Source organism: Bacillus sp. FSL K6-1338, from assembly GCF_038006965.1.
Taxonomy (GTDB): domain Bacteria; phylum Bacillota; class Bacilli; order Bacillales; family Bacillaceae_G; genus Bacillus_A; species Bacillus_A thuringiensis_S.
The window spans coordinates 32501-57616 of the sequence record NZ_JBBOWI010000001.1 but is presented as its reverse complement, the minus strand read 5'-3'; the positions used below and the strand labels follow the sequence as shown (position 1 = coordinate 57616).

The following is a 25116-nucleotide window of genomic DNA, read 5'->3' as shown; positions in this document are numbered from 1 at the left end:
AAATCACCAACTGTTAGACATAGTATTTTACACATTAGTTCTTCTATGCACGTCGAATTGTATTTTTTTATCTTATTTTAGGCATTTATTACTTCTTTTTTTACATCTGGTAAGCCTTTTAATAAATTTTCAGCAATTGTTAACCACTTCGATGTCTCTAAACCATTTGTTTTCATAACAATTTTCAATTGTGATCCTTCCATTCCTAAACCGATCATACGTCCAAAACTATTTCCAAGCATGAATAATTTTCCACCATCAATATTTTGACTTGCTTGTTCAGAAAACAGGAATGTTACTTCAAATTTATTCTGTTTAATTAACTCAATTTGTTCTTTCATTGCCAACACTTTGATATTTGCAATTTGTAATAAATAACCGACTTCTTGTGGATAATCACCGAATCTATCGATCATTTCTTCCTGCAATTCTTCAATATCCTCAATTGCAGAAACACCTCTAAATTGTTTATACATCATAATTTTTTGCTTACTATCTGAAATATAAGCATCTGGTAAGTATGCATCTACCTCTAAGTCAATTTCAACATTAACTGTATTTTCAGCCCCATCTGTTCCTCTACGCTGTTCAATTGCATCTTTTAACATTTGAGAATATAGATCAAATCCGACAGAATCAATAAATCCATGCTGCTCTGCCCCTAACAAATTACCTGCTCCACGAATAGATAAATCTCTCATCGCAATTTTGAAACCAGATCCAAGTTCCGTGAACTCTTTAATTGCTTGCAGACGCTTCTCTGCAACCTCTGACAGCACTTTGTCACGTTTATAGGCAAAGTATGCATATGCAACACGATTAGAACGTCCAACACGCCCACGAAGCTGATACAACTGTGATAATCCCATACGATCTGCATCAAATACAATTAACGTATTTACATTCGGAATATCTACACCCGTCTCAATAATTGTTGTACTTACAAGAACATCATGCTGTCCTTCTAAAAATGATAGCATAACAGACTCTAATTCACTTTCGTTCATTTTCCCATGTGCGTATGTTACACGGGCATCTGGAACTAACATCGAAATTTCATCTGCTTTTCTTTCAATATCCTCTACACGGTTATATAGGAAGTAAATTTGACCGCCTCTTGCAAGCTCTCGCTCTATCGCCTCTCGCATTAATGCTGGATTATACTCTACTACATACGTTTGGACTGGGAAACGATTTTCTGGCGGTGTCTCAATAACAGATAAGTCGCGCACACCAAGCATAGACATATGAAGCGTCCGTGGAATCGGAGTTGCCGTTAATGTTAATACGTCAACATTCGCCTTCAATTGTTTAATTTTCTCTTTATGCGTCACACCAAATCTTTGTTCTTCATCAATAATAAGAAGCCCTAAATCTTTATAAGTAACATCTTTAGATAAAATACGATGTGTTCCGATTACAATATCTATTGTGCCATCCTTTAAACCCTTAATCGTTTCATTTTGTTGTTTTCTCGTACGGAATCTACTTAATAATCCTATATTGATTGGATAATCTTGAAAACGCTCTCGAATTGTTTCATAGTGTTGCTGCGCAAGAATCGTTGTCGGTACTAAAATTGCAACTTGTTTTTCATCCATAATTGCTTTAAATGCCGCACGAATAGCCACTTCAGTCTTTCCATACCCTACATCACCACAAAGGAGCCTATCCATCGGGCGTCCGCGTTCCATATCTTTTTTAATCTCGTCAATAGAACGTAACTGATCCTCTGTCTCTTGATATGGGAAAGATGATTCGAACTCTTGTTGTTCTGCTGTATCTGGCGTATATGCATAGCCTTTTGAAGCTTCGCGTTCAGCATATAGTTTAATTAGGTCATCCGCAATGTCTTGTACAGATTTTTCAACTTTCGTTTTAACCTTCTTCCAATCATTACCACCTAATTTGTAAACTTTTGGATCCTTACCTTCAGACCCTACATATTTTTGGACTTGATCAATTTGTTCAATTGGAACGTATAACTTATCATTACCTTGATATTTAATATTTAAATAATCTTTATGAACACCATTAATCTCTAATGTCTCAATACCTAAAAATTTACCTATACCATGATTTACATGAACTACATAATCTCCAACTTTTAATTCCGAATAACTTTTAATACGTTCAGCATTCGATAACTTTTGTTTACGTTGTGATTTTTTAACTTTCTTATGAAAAAGCTCCTTTTCAGTAATGACAACAAGCTTTTGCATCGGCATTTCAAATCCTGCATGTAAATCACCTACAGCAATTTGTAACCTTCCAGGCAATAAGATATCTGTACCTTCCACAATATCTGCCTCAATATCATAATCACTTAAAATATGTTGTAATTTTTTCACACGTTCATCATCTGTTCCAAGTACAACAGTCGTAAAATGCCCTTCATTCCATCTATCAATTTCTGTTTTTAACAAATTCATCTGTCCATGGAAATCTTGCATTGTTTTACATGTTACATTCACAATATTTTGCGGATGTGTGTGTGCAATATGACGCAAGAATAACGTTAAATATACAAAATTTCTTTTTTTATGATGAAGAAATCCCTCGAATGCGTGAGAGAAAGATAAATCTTGAATAATTGTTCCTTCACCAAGAAGTGATATATACCATTCCGCCTCTTCTGTTTCCAGATGTGATGCTGTTTCTTGAATACGGGAAATCTCATCTAAAATTACAACACCGTCTTCTGGTAAATAATCTATCAGACTAGCAGGTTCTTTATAGAAAATAGATAAGTATTTAAACATCTGTTCTATACTTTGCCCGTTTTTCAACATCTCAATTTCATGACTTACCGTCTCAAGTACTGTAGTCTTTAGTTTATCATCAGAAAGTTTTTGCATCGTCTTAGTCAAACCTTCTTCAAGATGCTGAATTCCTGATTTTAATTCTTCCTGTGAAAATAAAAACTCTGTTGCCGGACCAAACTTAACGCTTTCTTTTTTTCCTTGAGAACGCTGTTCATCCACATCAAATAATCGAATAGAATCGACTTCTGTATCGAAGAATTCAATACGAAATGGTAGTTCTTCAGTTAAAGGATAAATATCTAATATTCCCCCGCGCAAACTGAACTCCCCTGGAGCTTCTACCATCGACTTACGTTCATAGCCAATATGATGTAAAGTATGCAAGAGCGCATCTAAATCAATCTCTTGCCCTAGATTGATTTCAACTTGCTTTTGCTTCCACAATTCTTTTATTGGTAAAAATCTACGCAATCCTGCCACTGGAGCTACAATGATTCCATTCTCTCCAGCAGCCAAGCGATTTAACACTTCTATACGTTGCGCCTTCAATTCTGGACTTGCAACCCCAATTTCCGATGCTATAAGTTCATTCACTGGATATAGCCACACATCTTTTTCACCAAGTAACGCCACTAAATCTTCATGTACTTTTTGCGCTTGGTATAAGTTATGTGTCACGATTAATTGTGATTTTTTTGTTTTTTTATATAAAGCCGCCATTAATAATGAACGAGAAGACGTTGCCATCCCTGATATAAGTTGTTCCTTTAACCCATCTTCTAATCCATTAATAACTGATTGTATCTCTTTATTTTTATAAAATTGCTCTAATAAACCTATCATTTTTAAAACTCCTCTCAACATAAAGAGCAAGCCATTCTATTTTATGCAAATATTTCGGAAAAGGAAAACAGAAAAATGCTTTGGACATGCCAAAGCGACAACATTTTATTGCAGAAATTTTTCATATTCATAATACTCAGGATAAGATGCGAGCGTTTCTTGACACGATTCACAAATCGTTTTTATATATATATTTCCATTCTCATGAAAATGAATCATCTCTACTACTTCTTGCTCTGTTAGTTGAAATAAAACGTCGCTATATACTTTTTCTGCGTTAATGGAGCCTACATTACCTCCGCAGTGTCTGCAATAATAATACCCTTCCATACTAGCCTCCTAAAAATTAAATTACTACTAGTATGGGTAAAACAAAAAAGAAATATTCCTAATCTCATTTTTAACTATTGAAAGTATTCATGATTTGGAGAAAAGGCTTATTTAGCCACTCTTCACATGCATCCGCTGCTTTTTCAATAGAATGGTTAACATCCGGAATCTCTTCAGATGTAAAGCGTCCTAATACATAATCGACTACCTTCATTCCATTTTTCGGGCGATCAATTCCCATACGGATACGTTGAAATTCTTGTGTTCCTAGGTGTGAAATCGTTGACTTTACACCATTATGTCCACCAGCACTACCTTTCATGCGAAGACGCAATTTACCTACAGGAATGTCTAAATCGTCGTACATAACAACGAAGTCCTCAACATCAATTTTATAATAATCCATGAGTGGACGAATACTTTCTCCAGATAAATTCATATATGTTAGCGGCTTTAATAAGATTACCTTTTCTCCATTAACAAACCCTGCACCAAATACACCTTTAAATTTTTGTTCATTCAAAGAAATGTTCCAACGCTTCGCAAGTTCATCAATGGCCATAAATCCAATATTATGCCTTGTTAATTCATATTCTCTACCTGGGTTCCCAAGTCCTACTATCAATTTCATTCTTGTACCACTACTTTCTTTTTTCGATACGAAAAGACGTAACCAATTTTGGTTACGTCTCATTCTATCCAATTAATTGAATAATACACTCACAGATTCTTCTTCGTATACACGAATGATTGCTTCTCCGATTAATGGAGCAACTGAAAGTTCATGTACTTTGTCGATTTTCTTCTCTTCCGGTAATACGATAGAGTTCGTTACAACTAACTCTTTAATATTTGAATTTTGAATACGTTCAATTGCTGGACCAGATAATACTGGGTGTGTACAGCAAGCATATACTTCAGAAGCACCGTTCTCAACAAGAGCGTTTGCTGCTAATGTAATTGTACCAGCTGTATCAATGATGTCATCAATTAAAATCGCTGTTTTGCCTTCAATATTACCGATAATGTTCATTACCTCTGATACGTTCGGGCGAGGGCGACGCTTATCAATAATAGCGATTGGCGCTTTTAGACGATCTGCCATTTTTCTTGCACGAGTTACACCACCATGATCAGGAGACACGATTACGATATCTTTAAGACCTTTTGTTTCAAAGTAATCAGAAAGAATCGGTACACCCATTAAGTGGTCGATTGGGATATCAAAGAACCCTTGAATTTGTGGAGCATGTAAATCTAGAGTGATTACACGAGTTGCACCTGCTGTTTCAAGCAAGTTTGCTACAAGTTTCGATGTAATTGGTTCACGAGAACGCGCTTTACGGTCTTGACGCGCATAACCATAATAAGGAATAACAATATTAATTGTTTTCGCAGATGCACGTTTTAATGCATCGATCATAATAAGTAATTCCATGATATGTTCGTTTACTGGGAAGCTTGTAGATTGAATAATGAATACATCGCAACCACGGATACTTTCTTCAATGTTAATTTGAACTTCTCCATCACTAAAACGATCAACAGAACATTTTCCTAGTCCTACTCCAATATGCTTTGCAATCTGCTCAGCAAGTTCCTTATTAGAGTTTAAAGAGAATACTTTCAAATTAGAATTTAGATATTGAGTCGACATCTAGATTAACCCTCCACATTATGATTTTTTCTTATTCAGCAATTGATCAACATAGTCTTCTTTGTTAACTTGACGTGCACGTGCTACCGATAATGCTTTTGATGGAACATTCTCTGTAATTGTAGAGCCTGCTGCCACATAAGCACCATCTTCAACTGTTACTGGAGCAACAAGGTTTGAATTACATCCAATAAATACCCCATTACCAATCACAGTTTTGAATTTATTCTTACCGTCATAGTTCACCGTAATTGAACCACAACCAAGATTCACGTCTTCTCCAACTTGTGCATCCCCGATATAACTCAAGTGTGAAGCTTTACTTCTATTACCAAAGACAGTTTTTTTGATTTCCACGAAGTTTCCAACGCGTACTTCGTCTCCAATAACTGAATCTGGGCGAATATGTGCAAATGGACCAACCGATACTTCTGTACCAAGTTTACTATCATGTACAGTAGATTGACGAATTGTCGTACGATCTCCAATTTCACTATCACGAATTACTGTATGCGGTCCAATTTCACAATCAGAACCAATTACAGTGTTCCCCTCAATAATTGTTCCTGGATGAAGAACTGTATCACTACCGATAATTGCATCAGCAGAAATATAAGTGTTACTTGGATCAATAATTGTAACACCATTTACCATGTTCTTTCGGTTGATACGGTTTTTCATAATAATTTCCGCTTGCGATAGAGCGACTCTGTCGTTAACACCTAACGTTTCATCGAACTGCTCTGTTTGATAAGCTGATACGATATGACCTTCATTTTTTAAAATCTCAATAACATCTGGAAGGTAATATTCACCTTGTACGTTATCATTTGAAACTTTAGAAAGTGAAGCAAATAAAGCCTTATTATCAAAACAATACGTACCTGTATTGATTTCTTTAATAGCTAATTCTTTCTCATTTGCATCTTTATGCTCAACAATCTTTTCAACATGACCATTCTCATTACGAACAATACGGCCATATCCAGCAGGTTCTTCTATGTACGCTGTTAGCACCGTCGCCATTGCTCCTGCTTCTTTATGTTGCTGAAGTAATGCTTCCATCGTTTCAGCAGTTATTAGCGGCGTATCACCACAAATAACTAAAGTTGTTCCTTCTTCATTTGCAAGTACACTTGCAGCTTGATCTACAGCATGTGCTGTACCAAGTTGTTCTGCTTGTAATGCAAACTCACTTACGTTTCCTAGCTGTTCTTGTACCATTTCAGCACCATGTCCAACAACCGTTACAAGTTTCTGCAATCCTAATTGAGATACTTGATCGACTACGTGTTGTACCATGGGTTTTCCACATACAGGATGCAGCACTTTGTATAGCTTAGACTTCATACGTGTGCCTTTACCTGCAGCTAGAATCACTGCAAATCTGTTTGACATATAGACCCTCCATCGCAACCTATTTATCCATTAAAGATATTATCCTAAATCATCATATATTTCAAGAAACACATTTTAACTATTAAATTTTACCATAATTCTTATAAGATGTTTTACTCTTTAGTATCTTTTTTAAGAAATAAGCTATACTATTTAAAATGATTTTGAAAAAATTAGTAGTTTCTTCTTTTTATATTAATGAATTATGAAATTTACAAATATAAAGTAAAAAAAACAAACTCCTGTAAATGCTTACAGGAGTTTGCTACAAAATTATAAGGCTTTTCGTCAAAGCCCTTTTCATTCGAATTTTACGAAGCACCTGCTTCTTCAAACTCAACCTCTTCTAACTCGCCTAAACGATGATACTCTGTTAAAACCGCATCTTGAATTTTAGAGCGTGTACCAGAATTAATCGGATGTGCAATGTCACGGAACTCTCCATCTGGAGTACGTTTACTTGGCATTGCTACAAATAATCCATTATTACCATCAATTACACGAATATCATGAACAACAAATTCATGGTCCAAAGTAATAGAGGCAATTGCTCTCATGCGGCCTTCTGTGTTTACGCGGCGTAATCTTACGTCAGTCACTTCCATCTTGTGTTCACCACCCTTTTCTAAATAAGCGATATATTTGTATAAATTCCACAAATTTTCTATTTTCCCTTTAATTTTTTAAAAATTTTTAAGATAAAAATTTTTAATGTAGTTGAATATAGAGATTAGTGGAGGTTATCGCTTACAAAAGGTTACTTAACTAGGGCGATTACTTCAATTTCAACGGAAACATCTTTCGGTAATTTTGCTACTTGCACACAAGATCGAGCTGGTTTATGAGTAGAGAAATAAGAGCTATATACTTCATTCACTGCATTAAAATCATCCATGTCCTTTAAAAATACTGTTGTTTTTACGACTGTATCAAATGAAGCACCTGCTTCCTCTAATACCGCTTGTAAATTTTGAAATACTTGTTCTGTTTGTACTGTTACATCTCCTGTTACAAGCTCCCCATTTTCCGTTAATGGAATTTGTCCTGAGCTATAAAACATATTATTTACAATAATCCCTTGTGAGTAAGGTCCAATCGCTTGTGGTGCCTTGCTTGTTTGAACAACTTTCATACTTTTCACCCTTTTATTATTTATTTTACTCTTTAAAAATAGTGTACGAAAGGCAGTTTGTCCATCTATTTTATAATCTATAAATAAAATAAAAAAAGATAGAGCTATCTGCTCTACCTTTTATTCAGCCTCTACAAGCCCTTCATCAAATGGTGCAAGAGAATAATTCCCTTTTTCCACTTGAATCGTTTTTTCTTTCACATCAACTTCCGATAGACGAATTAATGATACAAAATTATTAATTAGTCGTTCTTCAATATCTGTGGATTCTACTAATACACCAATACCAACAACATTAGCCTTGAACTCTTCTAACATACTCATCATACCTTGAATCGTTCCACCAGCTTTCATGAAGTCATCAATAATTAAAACATTCGATCCTTCTGGAAGGCTGCGTTTTGCTAATGTCATTGTTTGAATTCGTTTAGAAGAACCCGACACATAGTTAATACTAACAGTCGGACCTTCTGTTACCTTATTATCTTTCCTTGCAATTACAACTGGTACATCTAAGTAATTTGCCACTGCATAAGCAAGTGGAATCCCTTTCGTTGCCACCGTCATAACCGCATCAATTGATTGCCTAGCAAAAACAGAAGCAAACAAACGACCTGCGCCATTAATATGGCGAGGATTACTCAATAAATCTGTCATGTATAAGTAACCGCCAGGCAAAATACGATCTGGATTTTCAAATAAGCCACAAAGCTCATCAATAATTAGATCTGCCTCTTCTTCACTTATATACGGTATATATTTCACTCCTCCTGCTGCTCCTGGTATCGTTTGCAATGTGCCGACCCCTTGTTGTTCAAACGTTTGCTTAATAATAACTAAATCTTCACTAATGGAAGACTTAGCCGATTGATACCTTTCAGCAAAAAAAGTGAGAGATACTAGCTGACGAGGGTTTTGTAGCAAGTAATAAGTCATATCGACTAATCTTGTACTTCTTCTAATTTTCATACTCTCACCTCAAATCACGAATATTCTAAACAAATCATAACGTATTATACGTCTTTATTCAAGCGTTTCTCGCTCTCCTAATAAACGTACCGCATAGACCTGTTCACAAAATCCTTTTAACCCGTTATAAATGCGATGCATTCGAGAATCATGGTGTACAAGTCCAAATACAGTTGGACCACTTCCACTCATCAATACAGCATCCGCTCCGAATCGCTTCATCTGTGATTTAATACGTGCAACTTCAGGATGCATTCCAAATGTTACATCTTCTAAAACGTTACCAACAGTATCACAAATCCCTTTATAATCTCCAGAATTTATGACATCAACCATTTTATCTACATTTGGATGTATAACTCGATTTAACTTTAAATTTCCATACACATCAGCAGTAGATACACCTATATGTGGTTTCGCTAAAATAACCCAACAAGAAGGCGGAGTCTTTATATGCTCAATTTTCTCTCCTCTTCCAGTGGCAATTGCTGTGCCGCCGTATACACAGAACGATACATCTGATCCAATTTCTGCGCCAAGCTCTGCTAACTCATCAATTGTAAGCCCTAAATTCCATAATTTATTAAGACCACGTAATGTCGCTGCTGCATCACTACTTCCACCTGCTAATCCAGCTGCTACTGGAATCGTTTTTTCAATAGTAATAGATACACCTTTTTTTACATTAAACTTCTCTTTTAATAATTTCGCTGCCTGATAAGCTAAATTTCGTTGGTCGTCTGGGACATACCGATTATGGGATAAAATTTCAATACGGTCTTCTGCTAATTCCGTTAGTTCTAGACGATCTGCTAAATCAATGGTTGTCATAATCATTTTCACTTCATGATATCCGTCTTGTCTTTTTCCCAGTACATCTAACGACAGATTAATCTTTGCTGGTGCTTTCACTAGTAGCTTCAATCTATTCACCCACTCTATGTACTCAATCTTTTATCGTTTATTTTACCATAAATTTATAGTAAGACGATGACACTTCCCTAATTATAACGAAAAGCATTCAGAATGAAACTACTTATGTAAAATGATGGCACCTTTTAGAGTACAAAAAGCCGAGGAATGTCTCCTCGGCTACCGTAGCATAGAAAGTATCTTACAACTACTGGTTTCGTTTCATTAATTGCTGTTCTGCAATTTCTATAGCACGTTTCACCATGTTACCAGCATCTTTCGCACGAATTCCGCCCCATCCTTCTTTCTGAACAACATCATAAAAGCCAAGCTCTTTTGCTAGCTCTTCTTTAAATTGGTTTGACATGACACCTCTTCGTCTACTCAATGCAGAGTCCCTCCTTATTTTGCTACGGTATAGTTAGTATGCAAAATAATATAGCTTTTCATTTATGGGAATATATGTAATGATATATGGATTATAAAATGACCTCATTATGAGGGTCTCCATAAAATGTTAACTCTACTGTCTCTGTTAAAACATCTGCATAACTATAAGATACACGTTGCAACGCATCTTCTTGTTGATCCAATTGTACAACAAAAACAGAACGGTATGTTTCTGCTAGTACACCTGATTGCTCCACAGTTTTTCTTCTTCCACTATTTGCTTTTAACATAAGTCGCTGTCCAAGATGGTGATCTAATTCGCTTTTAATTTCATCTAAACGTTTTGACATATACTTCGCTACACCTCGCTGTAATTTAGATTGAACACTTAAAGCACTATATATCTATCCTAATTATTAACCGCGATTCACAGCTAATATCATCTTGCGTTTGAATAGATAGAAGAAATACTATATTGTAAAAGTATCATTACGTAGTCTGTACGTTCTTGCCTCTTTTTATCCAAATTCATTTAAATCCTTCCATACAAAAAAGCAAGATACATATGTACCCTGCTTACTCTTCGTAATGTTGAAAAGGTAATCCCGTTCGTAAAATCCCTCTCGTTTCAATTCCACCTAGTCCCTTTTCACCAGTAATTGTATTACGTACGACATCCCATACATTGACTCTCTCCATAAATGAAGTAAAACTAATTTTACCAACTACATATACGGGATCTAGTGCATGAATATTAATTCTAGATGGTGAACTAGCGAAATTGGCCCCTGCACGAATTAGTGCCTCAAAGTGCGATTGACATGCCCCAGCAAAAATAACAAGTTGATCCAATGATGGATATTTTTTTCGCACTTCTCGAACAGCCTGTACAAAATGCCTTGAATGCCTATATGCCGCTAAATCTCCCTTCACTCCTTTCGATTTTGTATATGCATCATGCCCCGTAATAACGAGAATGTCTGGGCGAAAGTGATCTATTAAGTCTACTACTTTTTCATGCATCTCCGTTTCTTTACAATGAATACCTTGTACAGGAACGCCAATTTTGTTATATAAGTCTAAGCACTTGCGCAAATATAAAGGGTCTCCATCTATATGCAATACACGTCCCGGCATTTGAAAATAATTCACCTCACTTGTGTATCCACCAGTTGAAGTATGTTCATGCCTTTGTTTCATTAACACATAATCTTGTTGAAACAAACGATACGTGCGCTCCATTGTTTCTTTCTCACGCTTCACCCTTTTTTTATGTTCTCGTTGATCTATACTAATTAAATCTTCAAGTGGCGCATCCGCCACCAGTCTAATTTCCTCTCCAAACAATATAGCTATCTCGCCTTTTATTTCTATAATACGAAAAAGAATATCCCTCTTATGAGAATATCGTTCCACTAATTCTCCAACATGTAAAGCCATTCTCCTACCTCCAAACTCATTAGGCCATCTTACCTGTTTTTAAAATATGAATTTAGAGGGAGAAAGGTGACAAAAGGGACAGTTCAAGTTGAACTGTCCCTTTCATATTCTTATGATAATTTATGAAGAACCAATGCATTACTTAATGTTGCAAACTCTTCAATAGATAGCGTTTCGCCTCTTCGCTTTGGATCAATTCCTACTTCTGTTAAAATTCGATCCAATAATTCCTTATCTTTCGGGAAACCATTTAAATTATTTGATAAATTATTCATTAAAGTTTTACGGCGCTGTGCGAAACTTGCTCGTACTACTTCAAAGAAGAATGTTTCATCTGTCACCTCTACAACCGGTTTCGGACGCTTTAGAAGGCGAATAATTGCAGAATCAACATTTGGCTGTGGTACAAACACTGTACGCGGTACAGTCATAACTGTTTCAACTTCTGTATAATACTGAATGGCAATCGATAAAGAACCATACTCTTTCGTTCCAGGTTTAGCAGCTAAACGATCTCCAACTTCTTTTTGCATCATAACAACAAATCCACGAACTGGTAACTTTTCTTCAAGCAATTTAAATAAAATTGGCGTTGTAATATAGTATGGCAAGTTAGCTACTACCATTACATCTTGCCCTTCTTCAAATTGCTCATTAAATACTTCATGTACATCCGCTTTTAGTACGTCTTTATTAATAACTGTAACGTTACCATATGGTGCTAACGTCTCATCTAAAATTGGTAATAGTCTTTGATCAATTTCAAAAGCCACTACTTTTTTAGCACGCTTCGCTAATTGCTCTGTTAATGCACCGATACCTGGTCCAATTTCAATTGCACCACTTTCTGAACCAATTTCAGCATGATCGACAATACGATTTAATACATTTGTATCAATTAAAAAGTTTTGTCCTAAACTTTTTTTGAATGAAAATCCATACTTTTCAACAATGTCTTTTGTACGATTTGGCGTTGCGATATCCTTCATTTTTTTTCCTCCTGTATTACTTGCTTATAAGCTTCTCCAAATGATTCCTTTGAAACTTGAAACATCTGTAATCGTTTATGTAACTGTTTTGCATTTGTATAACCAATCTTTAATAGCTTACCCATTCTTTCTCTGCGGCTCTTTGCCATTTCTCCGCCCACTAAGCCTGCATCGACTAAATCACTCCAACTAATTTCACTTGTATAAACTTCCATTTCTTCATGTATATTCTCTAGAGCACGGCGGATCGACTCATTAGAAGCATGTTCGATCCCAACTCCCTTTTTCCTTTTAGCAAGCGCTTCTTCCTTCGGTAAAAAGGCATGCTTACAGCCGGGAACCTTGTCAGAAATAATTTTTCGAATACGCTCTCCAGGATAATCCGGATCTGTGAAAATAATAACGCCCCTTTTTTGTTGCGCTAATTTAACTTGCTCAATAACATGATCACCGATTGCTGAACCGTTCGTTTCAATTGTATCCGCATCAACAGCACGCTTAATCGCAACTGTATCATCTTTACCTTCTACAACGATAATCTCTTTTATTTTCATGCTTGCCTCCACACTCGTTTCGTCTCTACTTAGTAAAACAAAAAAATGACGACTTTTCCATTATTATTTTCCCCATTCTTATATTTTAAAAAATAGAATAGAAAAATCTTTGTTCTCTGTCCTTATTGTAACACTTCATCATTCACATTTATTTTCTTCATCACTTCTACTAGTGTTTTTTCAAAATAAAAAAGAACAGGTTTCCCCATTCTTTTTTATTCAACACCAAATAAAAATTTTGCATTTTTGGTTGTCATTTCTGCTACTTCCTCATAAGAAATTCCTTTTAAATTCGCAATTTCTTCTGCTACGAGTTTTACATAACTCGGTTCATTTCGTTTCCCTCGAAATGGATGCGGCGTTAGATACGGACAATCCGTCTCTATTAACAATTTCTCTAATGGAATCTCCGTAGCAACCTCTTTCGGCTTCTTAGCATTTTTAAATGTAACTGGTCCGCCTAACGAAATTAAAAAGTTCATATCAACACATCGCTCTGCTACTTCTACGCTGCCGCTAAAGCAATGCATAATGCCTCCTACTTCAGCTGCATTCTCTTCTTCTAGAATATCAACAATATCTTGAGTTGCATCGCGGTTATGTATAATAATCGGCAATTTCACTTTTTTAGCTAATGTAATTTGTTTACGGAATACTTCTTTCTGTATTTCTTTTGGAGACTTATCCCAGTGATAATCTAAACCCATTTCTCCAAGTGCAACGACTTTAGGATGAGAAGCAAGTTCTTCTAACCAAGCTAAATGTTCTTCTGTCATGTCAATTGCATCAACTGGATGCCATCCAACCGCAGCGTAAATAAAATCATAGGCTTCAGCTAATTCCATCGCCTTTTTTATCGTTACTTCATCAAAACCAACAACAACTGTATAAGTAACTCCCGCTTCTTTCATTCGGGCAATAACTTCTTGCAAATCTTCTTCGAATTGCTCTGCATTCAAATGTGAATGTGTATCAAACAACATAATACATAACTCCTTTTATATTGAAATCAAGTTTATTCTACAAAAATAAGTTCTTTAATAACTTAACGATAACAATACTACAATCTTAATGCAAAAATAGAGAGTGTAAAAAGAAAAAAGACGCTTCACACATGTTACACGTGAAACATCTCTTTTCTTGTCTTAATTACTTGATTTTTGTACCATTTGGTAGATTTTGATCAATTGATGCTAATGACAATACGCCATTCTCTTCACCCGCTAAAATCATACCTTGCGATAATTCACCGCGTAATTTTACAGGTTTTAAGTTTGTTACACAAATAACCTTTTTACCTTTTAGGTCCTCTGGCGAATAGAATTTCGCAATTCCAGAAACAACTTGACGCTTTTCTGTGCCTAAGTCTAGTTGAATTTTTAACAACTTGTCTGCTTTTTTCACAGGTTCAGCAGATAGTACTTCAGCTACGCGTAATTCTACTTTAAAGAAATCATCAATTGTAATTTCTTCTGCCTTCGGTTCTTCTTCTTTTTTCTCTTCTACTTTAGGAGCAGAGCTTTTCATTTGTTCCTTAATGTACTCTACTTCCACTTCCATTTCTAAGCGAGGGAAAATTGGGTTTCCTTTTTCTACTTTTGTTCCAGCTGGAATACAGCCAATTGTAGATAGACTTTCCCAAGATTTATGAGCCTCATCAGTAAGGCCAAGCTGAGCGAACATCTTGCTTGGTGCTACTGTTAAGAATGGCATAAGCATAATACCTGTTTGACGAAGTACTTCTGCTAAATGAGCCATTACAGAAGCTAACTTTTCACGATCATTCTCATCTTTCGCTAATACCCATGGTTGTGTTTCATCAATATATTTGTTCGTACGACTAACCAATTGCCAAATAGATCCTAACGCTACAGAGAACTCCATATTCTCCATTGCCTCTTCTACTTTTTTCAATGTATCTTTTGCAAACGTTACTAACGTTTCATCAAATTCCGTTACATTCGCTTTAAATGCAGGGATTTCTCCGTTAAAGTACTTATCAATCATAGCTACTGTACGATTTAATAAGTTACCTAAGTCATTTGCTAGATCGAAATTAATACGCTCCACAAATCCTTCTGGTGTGAATACACCGTCAGATCCGAATGGAACTTCACGAAGTAAGTAATAACGTAATGCATCTAATCCGTAACGATCGATCAATGTAACTGGATCTACTACGTTTCCTTTTGACTTACTCATCTTTCCATCCTTCATTAAAATCCAGCCATGAGCAAAGACTTTTTTAGGAAGAGGTAAATCTAATGCCATTAAAATGATTGGCCAATAAATTGTATGGAAACGAACGATTTCTTTTCCAACTAAATGCACATCTGCCGGCCAGAATTTCTTATACATCTCTTCATTTTCTGTTCCATAACCTAATGCTGTAATGTAGTTAGATAATGCGTCAACCCATACGTAAATAACGTGTTTCGGATTACCTGGAACACGAACTCCCCAGTCAAATGAAGTACGAGAAACTGCTAAATCTTCTAAGCCTGGTTTAATGAAGTTATTAATCATTTCATTCTTACGAGACTCTGGCTGAATGAAATGTGGATTATCTTCATAGAATTTTAATAGTCTGTCGACATATTTACCCATTCTAAAGAAATATGATTCTTCACGAACAAGTTCTACATCATGACCACTATCTGGACTTTTTCCTCCAACTACTTTGTCACCTTCCATAATTGGATCTACTAATTGATGCTCCGTATAGAATGTCTCATCTTGTACAGAATACCAACCTTCATATTCATCAAGATAAATATCACCTTGATCTACTAGTTGCTTAAAGATTTTTTCAACAACATCTTTATGACGATCTTCAGTTGTACGAATAAAATCATCATAAGAGATATCCATCTTCTCCCAAAGTTCTTTAATTCCTGCAACAATATTATCCACATATGCTTGTGGTGTAATATTTAATTCTTCTGCTTTTTTTTGGATTTTCTGTCCATGCTCATCAGTCCCTGTTAAATAATGAACATTGTATCCTTGCATACGCTTATATCGTGCCATTGCATCTCCTGCTACTGTCGTATAAGCATGTCCAATGTGTAATTTTCCACTTGGATAATAAATTGGGGTAGTAATATAAAAGGACTTATTTTCCTCTGTCATTGTTTTGGACCTCCCGAATAACCTCATATGTATTTATAAACAGTATATCAAAAACTCATATATAAAGTGAAACTTTAATCAGCGGGGTTTTTGTTCATCCCCACTGATTATTAGCCCACATCAATCGGGCTTTTACGAGCAGCCCGAATCTCACTTATCTTCTTTACCCCAACCTAATTTTGAATTTGGGTTCTTAATGCTCGATATCTTTATCATCTATTGCTCATATTCCAAAAAAATATACAATCTCCACTTAAAATTTGTTAATTTTTCAGAAAACAATGTAAATAATTGTGGAATTTCCTCTCAATCTATTATATATAAGAAATAAGAAATCTATAAATCTTTTTAAAAAATATAGAATTTAAGAATTGACGGAAATGTAAATGATTGGTATCATATGTCCATAGGGTATTTTGTCGAAAAATGACGAATCTAAAAATAGACTCGAAACTTATAAACTATTTATTTAGGAGGAAAAAAATTATGAAATCTACTGGTATTGTTCGTAAAGTTGATGAATTAGGTCGTGTAGTAATTCCAATCGAATTACGCCGTACTTTAGGTATTGCAGAAAAGGATGCTCTTGAAATCTATGTTGATGACGAGAAAATCATCTTAAAAAAATATAAACCAAACATGACTTGCCAAGTAACTGGTGAAGTATCTGACGGTAACCTTTCTTTAGCTGAAGGTAAAATCATCTTAAGCAAAGAAGGCGCTGAGCAAATCTTAAACGAACTTCAAGATTATATCGAAACAGCAAAATAAGCTTCTCAATTATGAGAAGCTTATTTTTTATCGACATGATAGATTTGATATACATCTCTTTTCGACAAATCTCGATCTTTAGCGACTGTTTTAATCGCTTCTTTTGAATTCATACCTTTTTCATTTATATAGTGTTCAATATGATCATATACTGAAAGAGATTCCCACCATTGTTCTTCTGGAGCAGGTTCTTCTGTCGAACCAGCTACTAAAATACAAAACTCACCACGTACCTCATTTTGCTTCGTCCACTCAATTGCTTCTTCGACTGTTCCTCGAATAAATTCCTCAAATTTTTTCGTTAACTCCCGACATAATACAATCTCTCTATTTCCCAACACTTCCTGCATCGAAATTAAAGTATCATCTAAACGATGAGGCGCTTCATAAAACATCATTGTAGTTTGTACATAACGAAGCTTTTCTAACTCCATCTTTCGTTCCTTTTTATTTCTCTGCAAGAAACCATAGAAATAAAACTGCTTTGTTTCAAGACCAGATGCAATTAATGCTGTAAGGGCTGCATTTGCTCCAGGAAGCGGAATTACATGATATTGCTCAGCTACTGCCTCAACAACAATATCGTAACCTGGATCAGAAATACACGGCATACCAGCGTCACTAACAAGTGCTACATTCTTTCCATCCTCTAATTTCTCTAATATTTTCTTCCCACTTACTTCTTTATTGTGCTCATGATAACTCGTGACAGGTGTTTCAATTTCAAAATAATTACAAAGTTTTTTCGTTTGTCTCGTATCTTCAGCAGCAATTAAATCAACTTCTTTTAAAATTCGGATTGCACGAAATGTCATATCTTCTAAATTTCCAATAGGAGTTGGTACTAAATATAAAACTCCCTTTTCATTTTGTTGAAAGCTTTTTTGTTGCCACATAGCGTTCTCCTTTTTGCATATATGCCTCTTTTTGTTTTCTCGTTAATTGCTTAAAGTAATACTCCGCTTGCATAGCTGTACGTTTATCATCATGGGTCTCTACATATTTTAAAACGACAGGAAGCCTGACGCGTGTATACTTAGCTCCTTTGCCGCTATTATGAGTCTGTATTCGTTTTTCTATATGGTTTGTATATCCAGCATAATAACTTCCATCAGAGCACTCTACCACATAAAAAAAATGCTTATTCTTCTCCATATAAAATTGAACGTATCTCCTTTGTATATTCGTTATTGTTCTCATATACAACGAGAGGTGGTAAAATTTTTAAATCTGTATTTCCATCCTTAATTCCTTCAATTAACAATGTATTTGCTTCTTTTCCAACCTTAGGATAAACAAATCGCACACGCTTTGGTTCAATTTTATATTTACGCATTAATGTGACAATGTCGAGTAATCGCCCTGGACGATGTACAAACGCCACTTTCCCACCTTGTTTTACTAACTGACTACTTGCAGATACAACATCTTCTAATGTACACATAATTTCATGACGAGCTATCGCTAAATGTTCATTCATATTTTTCTCTGAAGTTTGAGGTGTTTGAAAATATGGTGGATTACATGTAACAACATCATATTGATGACGTCCGAGTTTCTCTGGCATATCTTTCAAATCTCCATGTATGAGGTGAATTCTTTCTTCCAGCCCATTATATTGAACACTTCTTACTCCCATATCATATAAGCGTTCTTGAATTTCCACACCAGTAATCTTTCCTTTTGTTCTTGTACTTAATAGAAGGGGGACAACTGCGTTACCTGTACACAAATCAAGTAAATTCCCCTTTTGAATTGGTACCCATGCAAAATCTGCCAGTAAAACAGCATCTAAAGAAAAATTAAATACTGATGGGCTTTGTATAATCTTCATGTCTTGCGCTAATAAGTAATCTAAACGTTCATCTTCATATAAATTCATATACTGCTCCTTTTCTTACCCTTAACCTACCCTATTTCATGTATAAAAAATTACCTTTCCAATTATAATTGGAAAGGTAATTTCACTTTTTATTTAAGAATGACAGACAGAACAAACAATCTCCCTCTTTACGTACACTTCCATAATGTAGATTGCAAATATGAAAACCTTCTTGATACAGTCTCGCTAGATTGTCATAGCCTTCACCAATATCTGTCTTCGGCTTCACTTCTTTACGCTTTTGAGTTTTTTGTTTTTCTTTATTCTGCACTTCTTCAAAACGGTGTCGCAAATTGTTATTTTCCATTTTTATATGCTGGTTTTCTTCCAACAACTCTGCAAGATGCTGTTTTAACTCTCCCAACTGTTTGTATAAATGTCCAATTTGCTCTTCCATACTAGAAACCGATTCAAAAATATCTTTTTTCTCCACAAGCACCCACCTCATTAATCTGTGGTTTGACTCGAAACGACCCCTTTATTCACTAACTCATCTAACGTATATTCTACTATCCGTTCCTTGTCTACTAGTTCCACTTGAATTAATCTTTCTAAAATATTTAATCCGATAACACGGCCAGTACCATGCGGGGTTTGTATACGTTGATCTAAATCAGGAAGTTGTTCCTTTGCTGCCTCATATTCATCATTCTCATATTTTAAGCAACACATTAAGCGACCACATAAACCAGAGATTTTTGCAGGATTTAATGATAAATTTTGATCCTTTGCCATTTTGATGGATACAGGTTCAAAATCTCCTAAAAAAGTAGAACAACAAAGCATACGACCACATGGACCAATACCACCTAGCATCTTCGCTTCATCACGAACACCAATTTGTCTTAGTTCAATTCTTGTTCTAAAAATTGCCGCTAAGTCCTTCACTAGTTCGCGGAAATCGATCCGACCATCCGCAGTAAAATAGAAAATAATCTTATTACGATCGAATGTATACTCTACATCTACAAGTTTCATATCAAGATTATGCTCTACTACCTTTTGTTGACAGACTTGATATGCTTCTTTTGCAGCATGTTTGTTCTCTTCAACAATGGTACGATCATTTTCATTTGCAATACGAATAACCTTTTTTAGCGGTAATACAACGTCGTTTTCATCAACTTGCTTTTTGGTAATAACTACTTTTCCGTATTCAATACCTCTTACCGTTTCTACAATGACAAACTCATTTTCAGAGATATCGAACTGATTTGGATCAAAGTAATATACCTTTCCGGCCTTCTTAAAGCGAACACCTACTACATCATACAAAACGGTCATCCCTCCTGCAACCGCAACACTAACTGTTCGAACACAAGCTGCGCATTTACATTAGCGTTGATTCTATTTTTTGCCTCTAATATATTAAAGAGAGCTGATACAATGCGCTTCTGAGCATAGGAAAACGATTCAAACATCTCTTTCTGCTCATGAAAAACAAGACGATCTTCTTCTCCAAGTTGAACATATAGTAAATCCTTATAAATAAGGAGTAACATATCTAAACCTTGTTGTAATTGTTCTTTCTCTCCAAAGTGTTTTCCCCATTTTTCTTGTACAAAAAAAATAGAGGTTTTATCTTTTTCGAGCGCTTCACATAATTTTATCACTAAAGCTCGTGCTTGTGCAAACCATTCATCACTACATAAAGCTAAAGCTTCATCAAAACTATTTGTGAGTTGAGCAGCAAGTGTCGATAAAGATGCTGTAATACCTTCTTCCTGTAATCTTCTAATTAAAGATTCCGTAGGTAACGGTCTAAACGTAACAACTTGGCAGCGAGATAAAATCGTATTTAAAATTTGATGACTTTGTTCAGTAAGTAAAATAGCGGTTGTATCACTACTTGGTTCTTCTAAAAATTTCAAAAGTGTATTTGCCGCATTTGCTGTCATACGATCTGCGTGCTCAATAATATATAATTTTTTATTTGCCTCTAATCCTGTTTTTGAAAACTCTTCTTGTAAATCATGAATTTGCTGCTTCTTAATAGATAATCCGTCTGGTTTTACAATATGTAAGTTAGGGTGGTTACCTGAATCAATTCGCTTACAATTTGTGCATACATGGCAGGGCTCTACTCCATTCCGCTGAGAACAGAGGAAACTCTTTGCCATTTGAATTGCTGTCGCAAACTTTCCCGTACCTTTCCCTCCCTCTAACAAGTAAGCGTGGGATATACGCTCTTTTGCAATGCTATTCATCAACATTTTTACACCGATGGGTTGTATAGCAGAAAGCTGCTCCCACGTCTTCATCATAATGCATACCTCACTTATTTCATTCTTTCCTTCTATTATAACAATTTATCTTCTATAATCTGAACAACTTCTTCTATAAGTTTTTCCATCGGCTGTTCAGCATTTACCAATACAATACGATCCGAGAAACGTTCTACAACTTGTAAATACCCTTCGCGCACACGTTTATGGAAAGAGATATCTTCCATATCTAGTCGATTTACTTCACGTCCTGCATCTTTTTCAATTCGAGCCAAACCAACCTCAGGCTCAATGTCTAGATAAATTGTTAAACTAGGCATACAGTCCTCTGTTGCGAAACGATTTATTTCAAATACCTTATCCATACCCAACCCTCTTGCATAGCCTTGATATGCTAAAGAACTATCTATAAAACGATCACATAGCACGAGATAGTTCTCATTAAGTGCTGGCATAACTTTTTCTACTAAATGCTGTCTGCGCGCAGCAGCATAAAGAAGCGCTTCTGTACGTGCTTCCATCATCGTATATTCTTGTTTATGTAAAATCGTCCTAATGTCCTCAGAAATTGCAATACCACCTGGTTCCCTTGTCGCCATTACCTTTTGTGCTTTTTGTTCAAAATATGGTAATAAGCTTTTAATTAACGTTGTTTTACCTGAACCTTCTGGACCCTCAATTGTTACAAATAATCCCTTCATCCTAAAACCTACTTTCTATATCATACACTTTCATATATTTCGTATTACCTTGAAAACGAGCTCCTGCTCTCTCTAAATACATAATTTGCTCTTTATGCTCTGAAGTAATTCTCTCTCCATACATAACCAATGGAATTCCAGGTGGATACGGAATTACCATTTCCGCCGCTATCATTCCAACAGCCTCTTCTATAGATACTATCTTTGTTCCATATCCTTCTAGTTGTTTATACGTATACGGCAAAGGAGAGAATTCACCTTTATAAGTATAACGAATAGATTCCCTCTTGTCTTTCACGTCATAATGTTGCAATGCTACTCGGATCATCTCTATAACCTTCATATACTCCTCATTTACTTGCAGGGGTAAAATAAATAGGACATTGTACGGATCAGCCATCTCTGTATATATACCGACATTTTCAAATACGGACTGTAATTCGTACCCTGATAACTGACAACGAGTTTGTACGGTAACCTTTAGCTCGTCTTGCAACGGATATTCTAAAATGGCGATTTGTGGAATAGAACGTAACTGTTCCTTAAATCTCCGTAAAAACTCAACAATTTCACCATGTCCTTCTTCTTTTATACGCGCCATTGTAAAGCGTGCTATATCCAAGGAAGCCATAATTGGATACGATGGACTACTCGATTGTAGCATACTTAAATAAGTAGTAACCTTCTCTTCGTCTACTAAGTGACCATTTATATGTAAATAGGAACCCATTGTCATTGCGGGTAATGTTTTATGTGCAGAATGAACTACAATATCTGCACCATATGTTAACGCTGATTTTGGGAATGGTTCTCCCAAACAAAGATGTGCCCCATGTGCCTCATCTACCAAAACAGGGATTTTATGTGCATGTGCAAAAGCGATGCTTGCCTCTAAATCCATCCCCATACCATAATAATTAGGATGCGTTAAAATGAGTGCTTTCGCATTTGGATATTTTCCAATTGCTTTCTTAATAATTTCATTACGAACTCCCACTGGTACGTTATAAGCTTCATCAATCCATGGATCTAAAAAAATGGGATTTGCTCCCGCTAGTTTTAAACCATTAATAATTGATTTATGACAATTTCTTTGTACAAGAACAATATCATGTTCCCTGCAACAAGACAAAATCATTGCTAAGTTCCCGACTGTTGAACCATTAATTAAAAAATAACTTCTCTTTGTATCATACACTTCAGTCAATAATTGTTGTGCCTCATCTATACATTCAAACGGACTATGCAAATCATCCAGTCCTGCTAACTCAGTTACATCAATAGATAGAATATCTTTAAACTCTCTTATTGCCTTCTGAGGGAAGTTTAAACCATTCTTATGACCTGGAACATGAAAAGATAACGACCCTCTTTCTTTAAACTCTATTAACGCCTCATATAAAGGCATATGATTTTGATTCATCTACATCTCTTCCTTATAATTCATTCTCCATCTATTATACAGAACAAAAAAAATAATAGGCATATGCCTATTTAAAAATATGATACTTCTAATTTTCGAAGTTGCTTTAAATAATGTATATATTTTGGATCATCTGTCTCTGTGTTCACCATATCCTTTTCACATTCATAACATATTAAATTATTATAAACATATATACCTTCTTTTCTTTTTGTCTCACAAACAATACAAACTTCACTTTGTAATTTCATAACCTTCCCTCCCTATTTAAGTGAACCTATTTTATACTTCTAATCCTTAACAATTTCCAGAAAAATATACACCCATCTCTTATATAATATGATTAACTCTTGGGCAACGTGTTTGTATTACCATTACTTCTTTCCCATTCTTTTTAACAATACAAAAAAACACGAGTCAAATGACTCGTGTTTTAGTTGCTTGGCGACGTCCTACTCTCACAGGGACAAGGTCCCAACTACCATCGGCGCTAGAGAGCTTAACTTCCGTGTTCGGTATGGGAACGGGTGTGACCTCTCTGCCATCATCACCAAACTATTGAAGGCATATTCCTTCAAAACTAGATAACATTTGCTACATATTATATGGTTAAGTCCTCGATCTATTAGTATTCGTCAGCTCCACATGTCACCATGCTTCCACCTCGAACCTATCAACCTGATCATCTTTCAGGGATCTTACTAGCTTACGCTATGGGAAATCTCATCTTGAGGGGGGCTTCATGCTTAGATGCTTTCAGCACTTATCCCTTCCGCACATAGCTACCCAGCTATGCCCTTGGCAGAACAACTGGTACACCAGCGGTGCGTCCATCCCGGTCCTCTCGTACTAAGGACAGCTCCTCTCAAATTTCCTACGCCCACGACGGATAGGGACCGAACTGTCTCACGACGTTCTGAACCCAGCTCGCGTACCGCTTTAATGGGCGAACAGCCCAACCCTTGGGACCGACTACAGCCCCAGGATGCGATGAGCCGACATCGAGGTGCCAAACCTCCCCGTCGATGTGGACTCTTGGGGGAGATAAGCCTGTTATCCCCGGGGTAGCTTTTATCCGTTGAGCGATGGCCCTTCCATGCGGAACCACCGGATCACTAAGCCCGACTTTCGTCCCTGCTCGACTTGTAGGTCTCGCAGTCAAGCTCCCTTATGCCTTTGCACTCTACGAATGATTTCCAACCATTCTGAGGGAACCTTTGGGCGCCTCCGTTACACTTTAGGAGGCGACCGCCCCAGTCAAACTGCCCACCTGACACTGTCTCCCGGGTCGATAAGACCCGTAGGTTAGAATTTCAATACAGTCAGGGCGGTATCCCACCAGCGCCTCCACCGAAGCTAGCGCTCCGGTTTCAATGGCTCCCGCCTATCCTGTACAAACTGTACCAAAATTCAATATCAGGCTACAGTAAAGCTCCACGGGGTCTTTCCGTCCTGTCGCGGGTAACCTGCATCTTCACAGGTACTATAATTTCACCGAGTCTCTGGTTGAGACAGTGCCCAAATCGTTACACCTTTCGTGCGGGTCGGAACTTACCCGACAAGGAATTTCGCTACCTTAGGACCGTTATAGTTACGGCCGCCG

Annotated in this window: 26 protein-coding genes and 2 rRNA genes (1 of these 28 running past the window's edge); 1 reads left to right on the top strand and 27 read right to left on the bottom strand. The window is 36.2% G+C overall.

All coding sequences use genetic code 11. The annotated features are described in order from the left end of the window. Positions 1-77 precede the first annotated feature (77 nt). The 16 genes from mfd to metG form a co-directional block, all read right to left on the bottom strand. On the bottom strand, positions 78-3608 hold the full coding sequence (mfd, locus tag NZ044_RS00300; RefSeq protein WP_000579721.1) for a transcription-repair coupling factor: 3531 nt from the start codon (positions 3606-3608) through the stop codon (positions 78-80). A 105-nt stretch (positions 3609-3713) separates the two neighbouring features. Further along, positions 3714-3938, bottom strand: a complete 225-nt coding sequence (locus tag NZ044_RS00295; protein WP_000399438.1) for an anti-sigma-F factor Fin family protein — start codon at positions 3936-3938, stop codon at positions 3714-3716. A 70-nt stretch (positions 3939-4008) separates the two neighbouring features. Continuing rightward, positions 4009-4569, bottom strand: a complete 561-nt coding sequence (gene pth / locus NZ044_RS00290) for an aminoacyl-tRNA hydrolase (RefSeq protein ID WP_000767702.1) — start codon at positions 4567-4569, stop codon at positions 4009-4011. Positions 4570-4641: 72 nt separating this feature from the next. After that, entirely contained in the window at positions 4642-5595 is a 954-nt protein-coding gene (locus NZ044_RS00285; RefSeq protein ID WP_000107420.1) for a ribose-phosphate diphosphokinase, read from the bottom strand. 18 nt (positions 5596-5613) lie between these two features. Further along, on the bottom strand, positions 5614-6993 hold the full coding sequence (gene glmU, locus NZ044_RS00280) for a bifunctional UDP-N-acetylglucosamine diphosphorylase/glucosamine-1-phosphate N-acetyltransferase GlmU (protein ID WP_000071039.1): 1380 nt from the start codon (positions 6991-6993) through the stop codon (positions 5614-5616). A gap of 311 nt (positions 6994-7304) precedes the next feature. After that, entirely contained in the window at positions 7305-7598 is a 294-nt protein-coding gene (gene spoVG / locus NZ044_RS00275; protein ID WP_000454041.1) for a septation regulator SpoVG, read from the bottom strand. Between the two features lie 152 nt (positions 7599-7750). Beyond that, positions 7751-8125 carry a RidA family protein gene (locus tag NZ044_RS00270; protein WP_000869823.1) on the bottom strand — a complete coding sequence of 125 codons (375 nt, stop codon included), beginning with the start codon at positions 8123-8125 and terminating at the stop codon, positions 7751-7753. Between the two features lie 120 nt (positions 8126-8245). Then, entirely contained in the window at positions 8246-9094 is an 849-nt protein-coding gene (purR, locus tag NZ044_RS00265; protein WP_000702467.1) for a pur operon repressor, read from the bottom strand. A gap of 54 nt (positions 9095-9148) precedes the next feature. Further along, positions 9149-10018, bottom strand: a complete 870-nt coding sequence (gene ispE / locus NZ044_RS00260; protein ID WP_140153231.1) for a 4-(cytidine 5'-diphospho)-2-C-methyl-D-erythritol kinase — start codon at positions 10016-10018, stop codon at positions 9149-9151. Between the two features lie 196 nt (positions 10019-10214). After that, the gene (gene sspF, locus NZ044_RS00255) at positions 10215-10394 is read right to left on the bottom strand and encodes an acid-soluble spore protein SspF (protein ID WP_002094215.1); all 180 of its coding nucleotides are present in this window, start codon (positions 10392-10394) and stop codon (positions 10215-10217) included. Between the two features lie 91 nt (positions 10395-10485). Then, positions 10486-10746, bottom strand: coding sequence for a biofilm formation stimulator Veg (gene veg, locus NZ044_RS00250; RefSeq protein WP_000044347.1), 261 nt, complete (start codon positions 10744-10746; stop codon positions 10486-10488). 226 nt (positions 10747-10972) lie between these two features. Next, positions 10973-11836, bottom strand: a complete 864-nt coding sequence (yabG, locus tag NZ044_RS00245) for a sporulation peptidase YabG (protein ID WP_001173734.1) — start codon at positions 11834-11836, stop codon at positions 10973-10975. 110 nt (positions 11837-11946) lie between these two features. Next, complete coding sequence (rsmA, locus tag NZ044_RS00240) at positions 11947-12825, bottom strand: 16S rRNA (adenine(1518)-N(6)/adenine(1519)-N(6))-dimethyltransferase RsmA (RefSeq protein WP_000651548.1); 879 nt, start codon at positions 12823-12825, stop codon at positions 11947-11949. Continuing rightward, entirely contained in the window at positions 12822-13379 is a 558-nt protein-coding gene (gene rnmV, locus NZ044_RS00235; RefSeq protein ID WP_000692842.1) for a ribonuclease M5, read from the bottom strand. Before rnmV ends, rsmA begins: the two co-directional genes overlap by 4 nt. A gap of 215 nt (positions 13380-13594) precedes the next feature. Further along, a complete protein-coding gene (locus NZ044_RS00230; protein ID WP_000895845.1) occupies positions 13595-14362 on the bottom strand; it encodes a TatD family hydrolase in 768 nt (255 codons plus the stop codon). 166 nt (positions 14363-14528) lie between these two features. Beyond that, a complete protein-coding gene (gene metG / locus NZ044_RS00225) occupies positions 14529-16511 on the bottom strand; it encodes a methionine--tRNA ligase (protein ID WP_000134138.1) in 1983 nt (660 codons plus the stop codon). A 486-nt stretch (positions 16512-16997) separates the two neighbouring features. On the opposite strand from metG, the gene NZ044_RS00220 reads away from it, so the two are divergent. Further along, positions 16998-17282, top strand: a complete 285-nt coding sequence (locus NZ044_RS00220; protein WP_000843036.1) for an AbrB/MazE/SpoVT family DNA-binding domain-containing protein — start codon at positions 16998-17000, stop codon at positions 17280-17282. 20 nt (positions 17283-17302) lie between these two features. Here the strand turns inward: NZ044_RS00220 and rsmI are convergent, their stop codons facing one another. From rsmI to NZ044_RS00165, 11 genes are all read right to left on the bottom strand, one after another. Further along, positions 17303-18178 (bottom strand): 16S rRNA (cytidine(1402)-2'-O)-methyltransferase, encoded by an 876-nt coding sequence (gene rsmI, locus NZ044_RS00215; RefSeq protein WP_000267816.1) that lies wholly within the window; start codon positions 18176-18178, stop codon positions 17303-17305. After that, positions 18147-18437: a GIY-YIG nuclease family protein gene (locus tag NZ044_RS00210; protein ID WP_000414350.1), complete on the bottom strand. Its 291-nt coding sequence runs from the start codon at positions 18435-18437 to the stop codon at positions 18147-18149. The genes rsmI and NZ044_RS00210 overlap by 32 nt, the downstream gene beginning before the upstream one ends. Next, a complete protein-coding gene (locus NZ044_RS00205; protein WP_340949404.1) occupies positions 18424-19164 on the bottom strand; it encodes a tRNA1(Val) (adenine(37)-N6)-methyltransferase in 741 nt (246 codons plus the stop codon). The genes NZ044_RS00210 and NZ044_RS00205 overlap by 14 nt, the downstream gene beginning before the upstream one ends. Positions 19165-19246: 82 nt before the next feature. Beyond that, positions 19247-19597 carry a DNA replication initiation control protein YabA gene (gene yabA / locus NZ044_RS00200; protein ID WP_000412063.1) on the bottom strand — a complete coding sequence of 117 codons (351 nt, stop codon included), beginning with the start codon at positions 19595-19597 and terminating at the stop codon, positions 19247-19249. A gap of 14 nt (positions 19598-19611) precedes the next feature. After that, positions 19612-20439: a PSP1 domain-containing protein gene (locus NZ044_RS00195; protein WP_000272429.1), complete on the bottom strand. Its 828-nt coding sequence runs from the start codon at positions 20437-20439 to the stop codon at positions 19612-19614. Positions 20440-20444: 5 nt separating this feature from the next. After that, positions 20445-21428, bottom strand: a complete 984-nt coding sequence (gene holB, locus NZ044_RS00190) for a DNA polymerase III subunit delta' (protein WP_000978578.1) — start codon at positions 21426-21428, stop codon at positions 20445-20447. Between the two features lie 35 nt (positions 21429-21463). Then, a complete protein-coding gene (gene tmk, locus NZ044_RS00185; protein WP_086402846.1) occupies positions 21464-22090 on the bottom strand; it encodes a dTMP kinase in 627 nt (208 codons plus the stop codon). Between the two features lies 1 nt (position 22091). After that, a complete protein-coding gene (locus NZ044_RS00180; protein WP_001073007.1) occupies positions 22092-23513 on the bottom strand; it encodes an aminotransferase class I/II-fold pyridoxal phosphate-dependent enzyme in 1422 nt (473 codons plus the stop codon). A 71-nt stretch (positions 23514-23584) separates the two neighbouring features. After that, a complete protein-coding gene (locus NZ044_RS00175; protein WP_000776279.1) occupies positions 23585-23764 on the bottom strand; it encodes a sigma factor G inhibitor Gin in 180 nt (59 codons plus the stop codon). Between the two features lie 188 nt (positions 23765-23952). Further along, positions 23953-24068, bottom strand: a 5S ribosomal RNA gene (gene rrf / locus NZ044_RS00170). A 50-nt stretch (positions 24069-24118) separates the two neighbouring features. After that, positions 24119-25116: ribosomal RNA gene (locus tag NZ044_RS00165) — 23S ribosomal RNA — on the bottom strand; it runs 1924 nt beyond the window's last position.

Bases quoted from the DNA above. Each gene is read 5' to 3' on its own strand.
- mfd (WP_000579721.1), bottom strand. From the start codon at position 3,608: ATGATAGGTTTATTAGAGCAATTTTATAAAAATAAAGAGATACAATCA.
- NZ044_RS00295 (WP_000399438.1), bottom strand. From the start codon at position 3,938: ATGGAAGGGTATTATTATTGCAGACACTGCGGAGGTAATGTAGGCTCC.
- pth (WP_000767702.1), bottom strand. From the start codon at position 4,569: ATGAAATTGATAGTAGGACTTGGGAACCCAGGTAGAGAATATGAATTA.
- NZ044_RS00285 (WP_000107420.1), bottom strand. From the start codon at position 5,595: ATGTCGACTCAATATCTAAATTCTAATTTGAAAGTATTCTCTTTAAAC.
- glmU (WP_000071039.1), bottom strand. From the start codon at position 6,993: ATGTCAAACAGATTTGCAGTGATTCTAGCTGCAGGTAAAGGCACACGT.
- spoVG (WP_000454041.1), bottom strand. From the start codon at position 7,598: ATGGAAGTGACTGACGTAAGATTACGCCGCGTAAACACAGAAGGCCGC.
- NZ044_RS00270 (WP_000869823.1), bottom strand. From the start codon at position 8,125: ATGAAAGTTGTTCAAACAAGCAAGGCACCACAAGCGATTGGACCTTAC.
- purR (WP_000702467.1), bottom strand. From the start codon at position 9,094: ATGAAAATTAGAAGAAGTACAAGATTAGTCGATATGACTTATTACTTG.
- veg (WP_000044347.1), bottom strand. From the start codon at position 10,746: ATGTCAAAACGTTTAGATGAAATTAAAAGCGAATTAGATCACCATCTT.
- yabG (WP_001173734.1), bottom strand. From the start codon at position 11,836: ATGGCTTTACATGTTGGAGAATTAGTGGAACGATATTCTCATAAGAGG.
- rsmA (WP_000651548.1), bottom strand. From the start codon at position 12,825: ATGAAGGATATCGCAACGCCAAATCGTACAAAAGACATTGTTGAAAAG.
- rnmV (WP_000692842.1), bottom strand. From the start codon at position 13,379: ATGAAAATAAAAGAGATTATCGTTGTAGAAGGTAAAGATGATACAGTT.
- NZ044_RS00230 (WP_000895845.1), bottom strand. From the start codon at position 14,362: ATGTTGTTTGATACACATTCACATTTGAATGCAGAGCAATTCGAAGAA.
- metG (WP_000134138.1), bottom strand. From the start codon at position 16,511: ATGACAGAGGAAAATAAGTCCTTTTATATTACTACCCCAATTTATTAT.
- NZ044_RS00220 (WP_000843036.1), top strand. From the start codon at position 16,998: ATGAAATCTACTGGTATTGTTCGTAAAGTTGATGAATTAGGTCGTGTA.
- rsmI (WP_000267816.1), bottom strand. From the start codon at position 18,178: ATGTGGCAACAAAAAAGCTTTCAACAAAATGAAAAGGGAGTTTTATAT.
- NZ044_RS00210 (WP_000414350.1), bottom strand. From the start codon at position 18,437: ATGGAGAAGAATAAGCATTTTTTTTATGTGGTAGAGTGCTCTGATGGA.
- NZ044_RS00205 (WP_340949404.1), bottom strand. From the start codon at position 19,164: ATGAATTTATATGAAGATGAACGTTTAGATTACTTATTAGCGCAAGAC.
- holB (WP_000978578.1), bottom strand. From the start codon at position 21,428: ATGATGAAGACGTGGGAGCAGCTTTCTGCTATACAACCCATCGGTGTA.
- tmk (WP_086402846.1), bottom strand. From the start codon at position 22,090: ATGAAGGGATTATTTGTAACAATTGAGGGTCCAGAAGGTTCAGGTAAA.
- NZ044_RS00180 (WP_001073007.1), bottom strand. From the start codon at position 23,513: ATGAATCAAAATCATATGCCTTTATATGAGGCGTTAATAGAGTTTAAA.
- NZ044_RS00175 (WP_000776279.1), bottom strand. From the start codon at position 23,764: ATGAAATTACAAAGTGAAGTTTGTATTGTTTGTGAGACAAAAAGAAAA.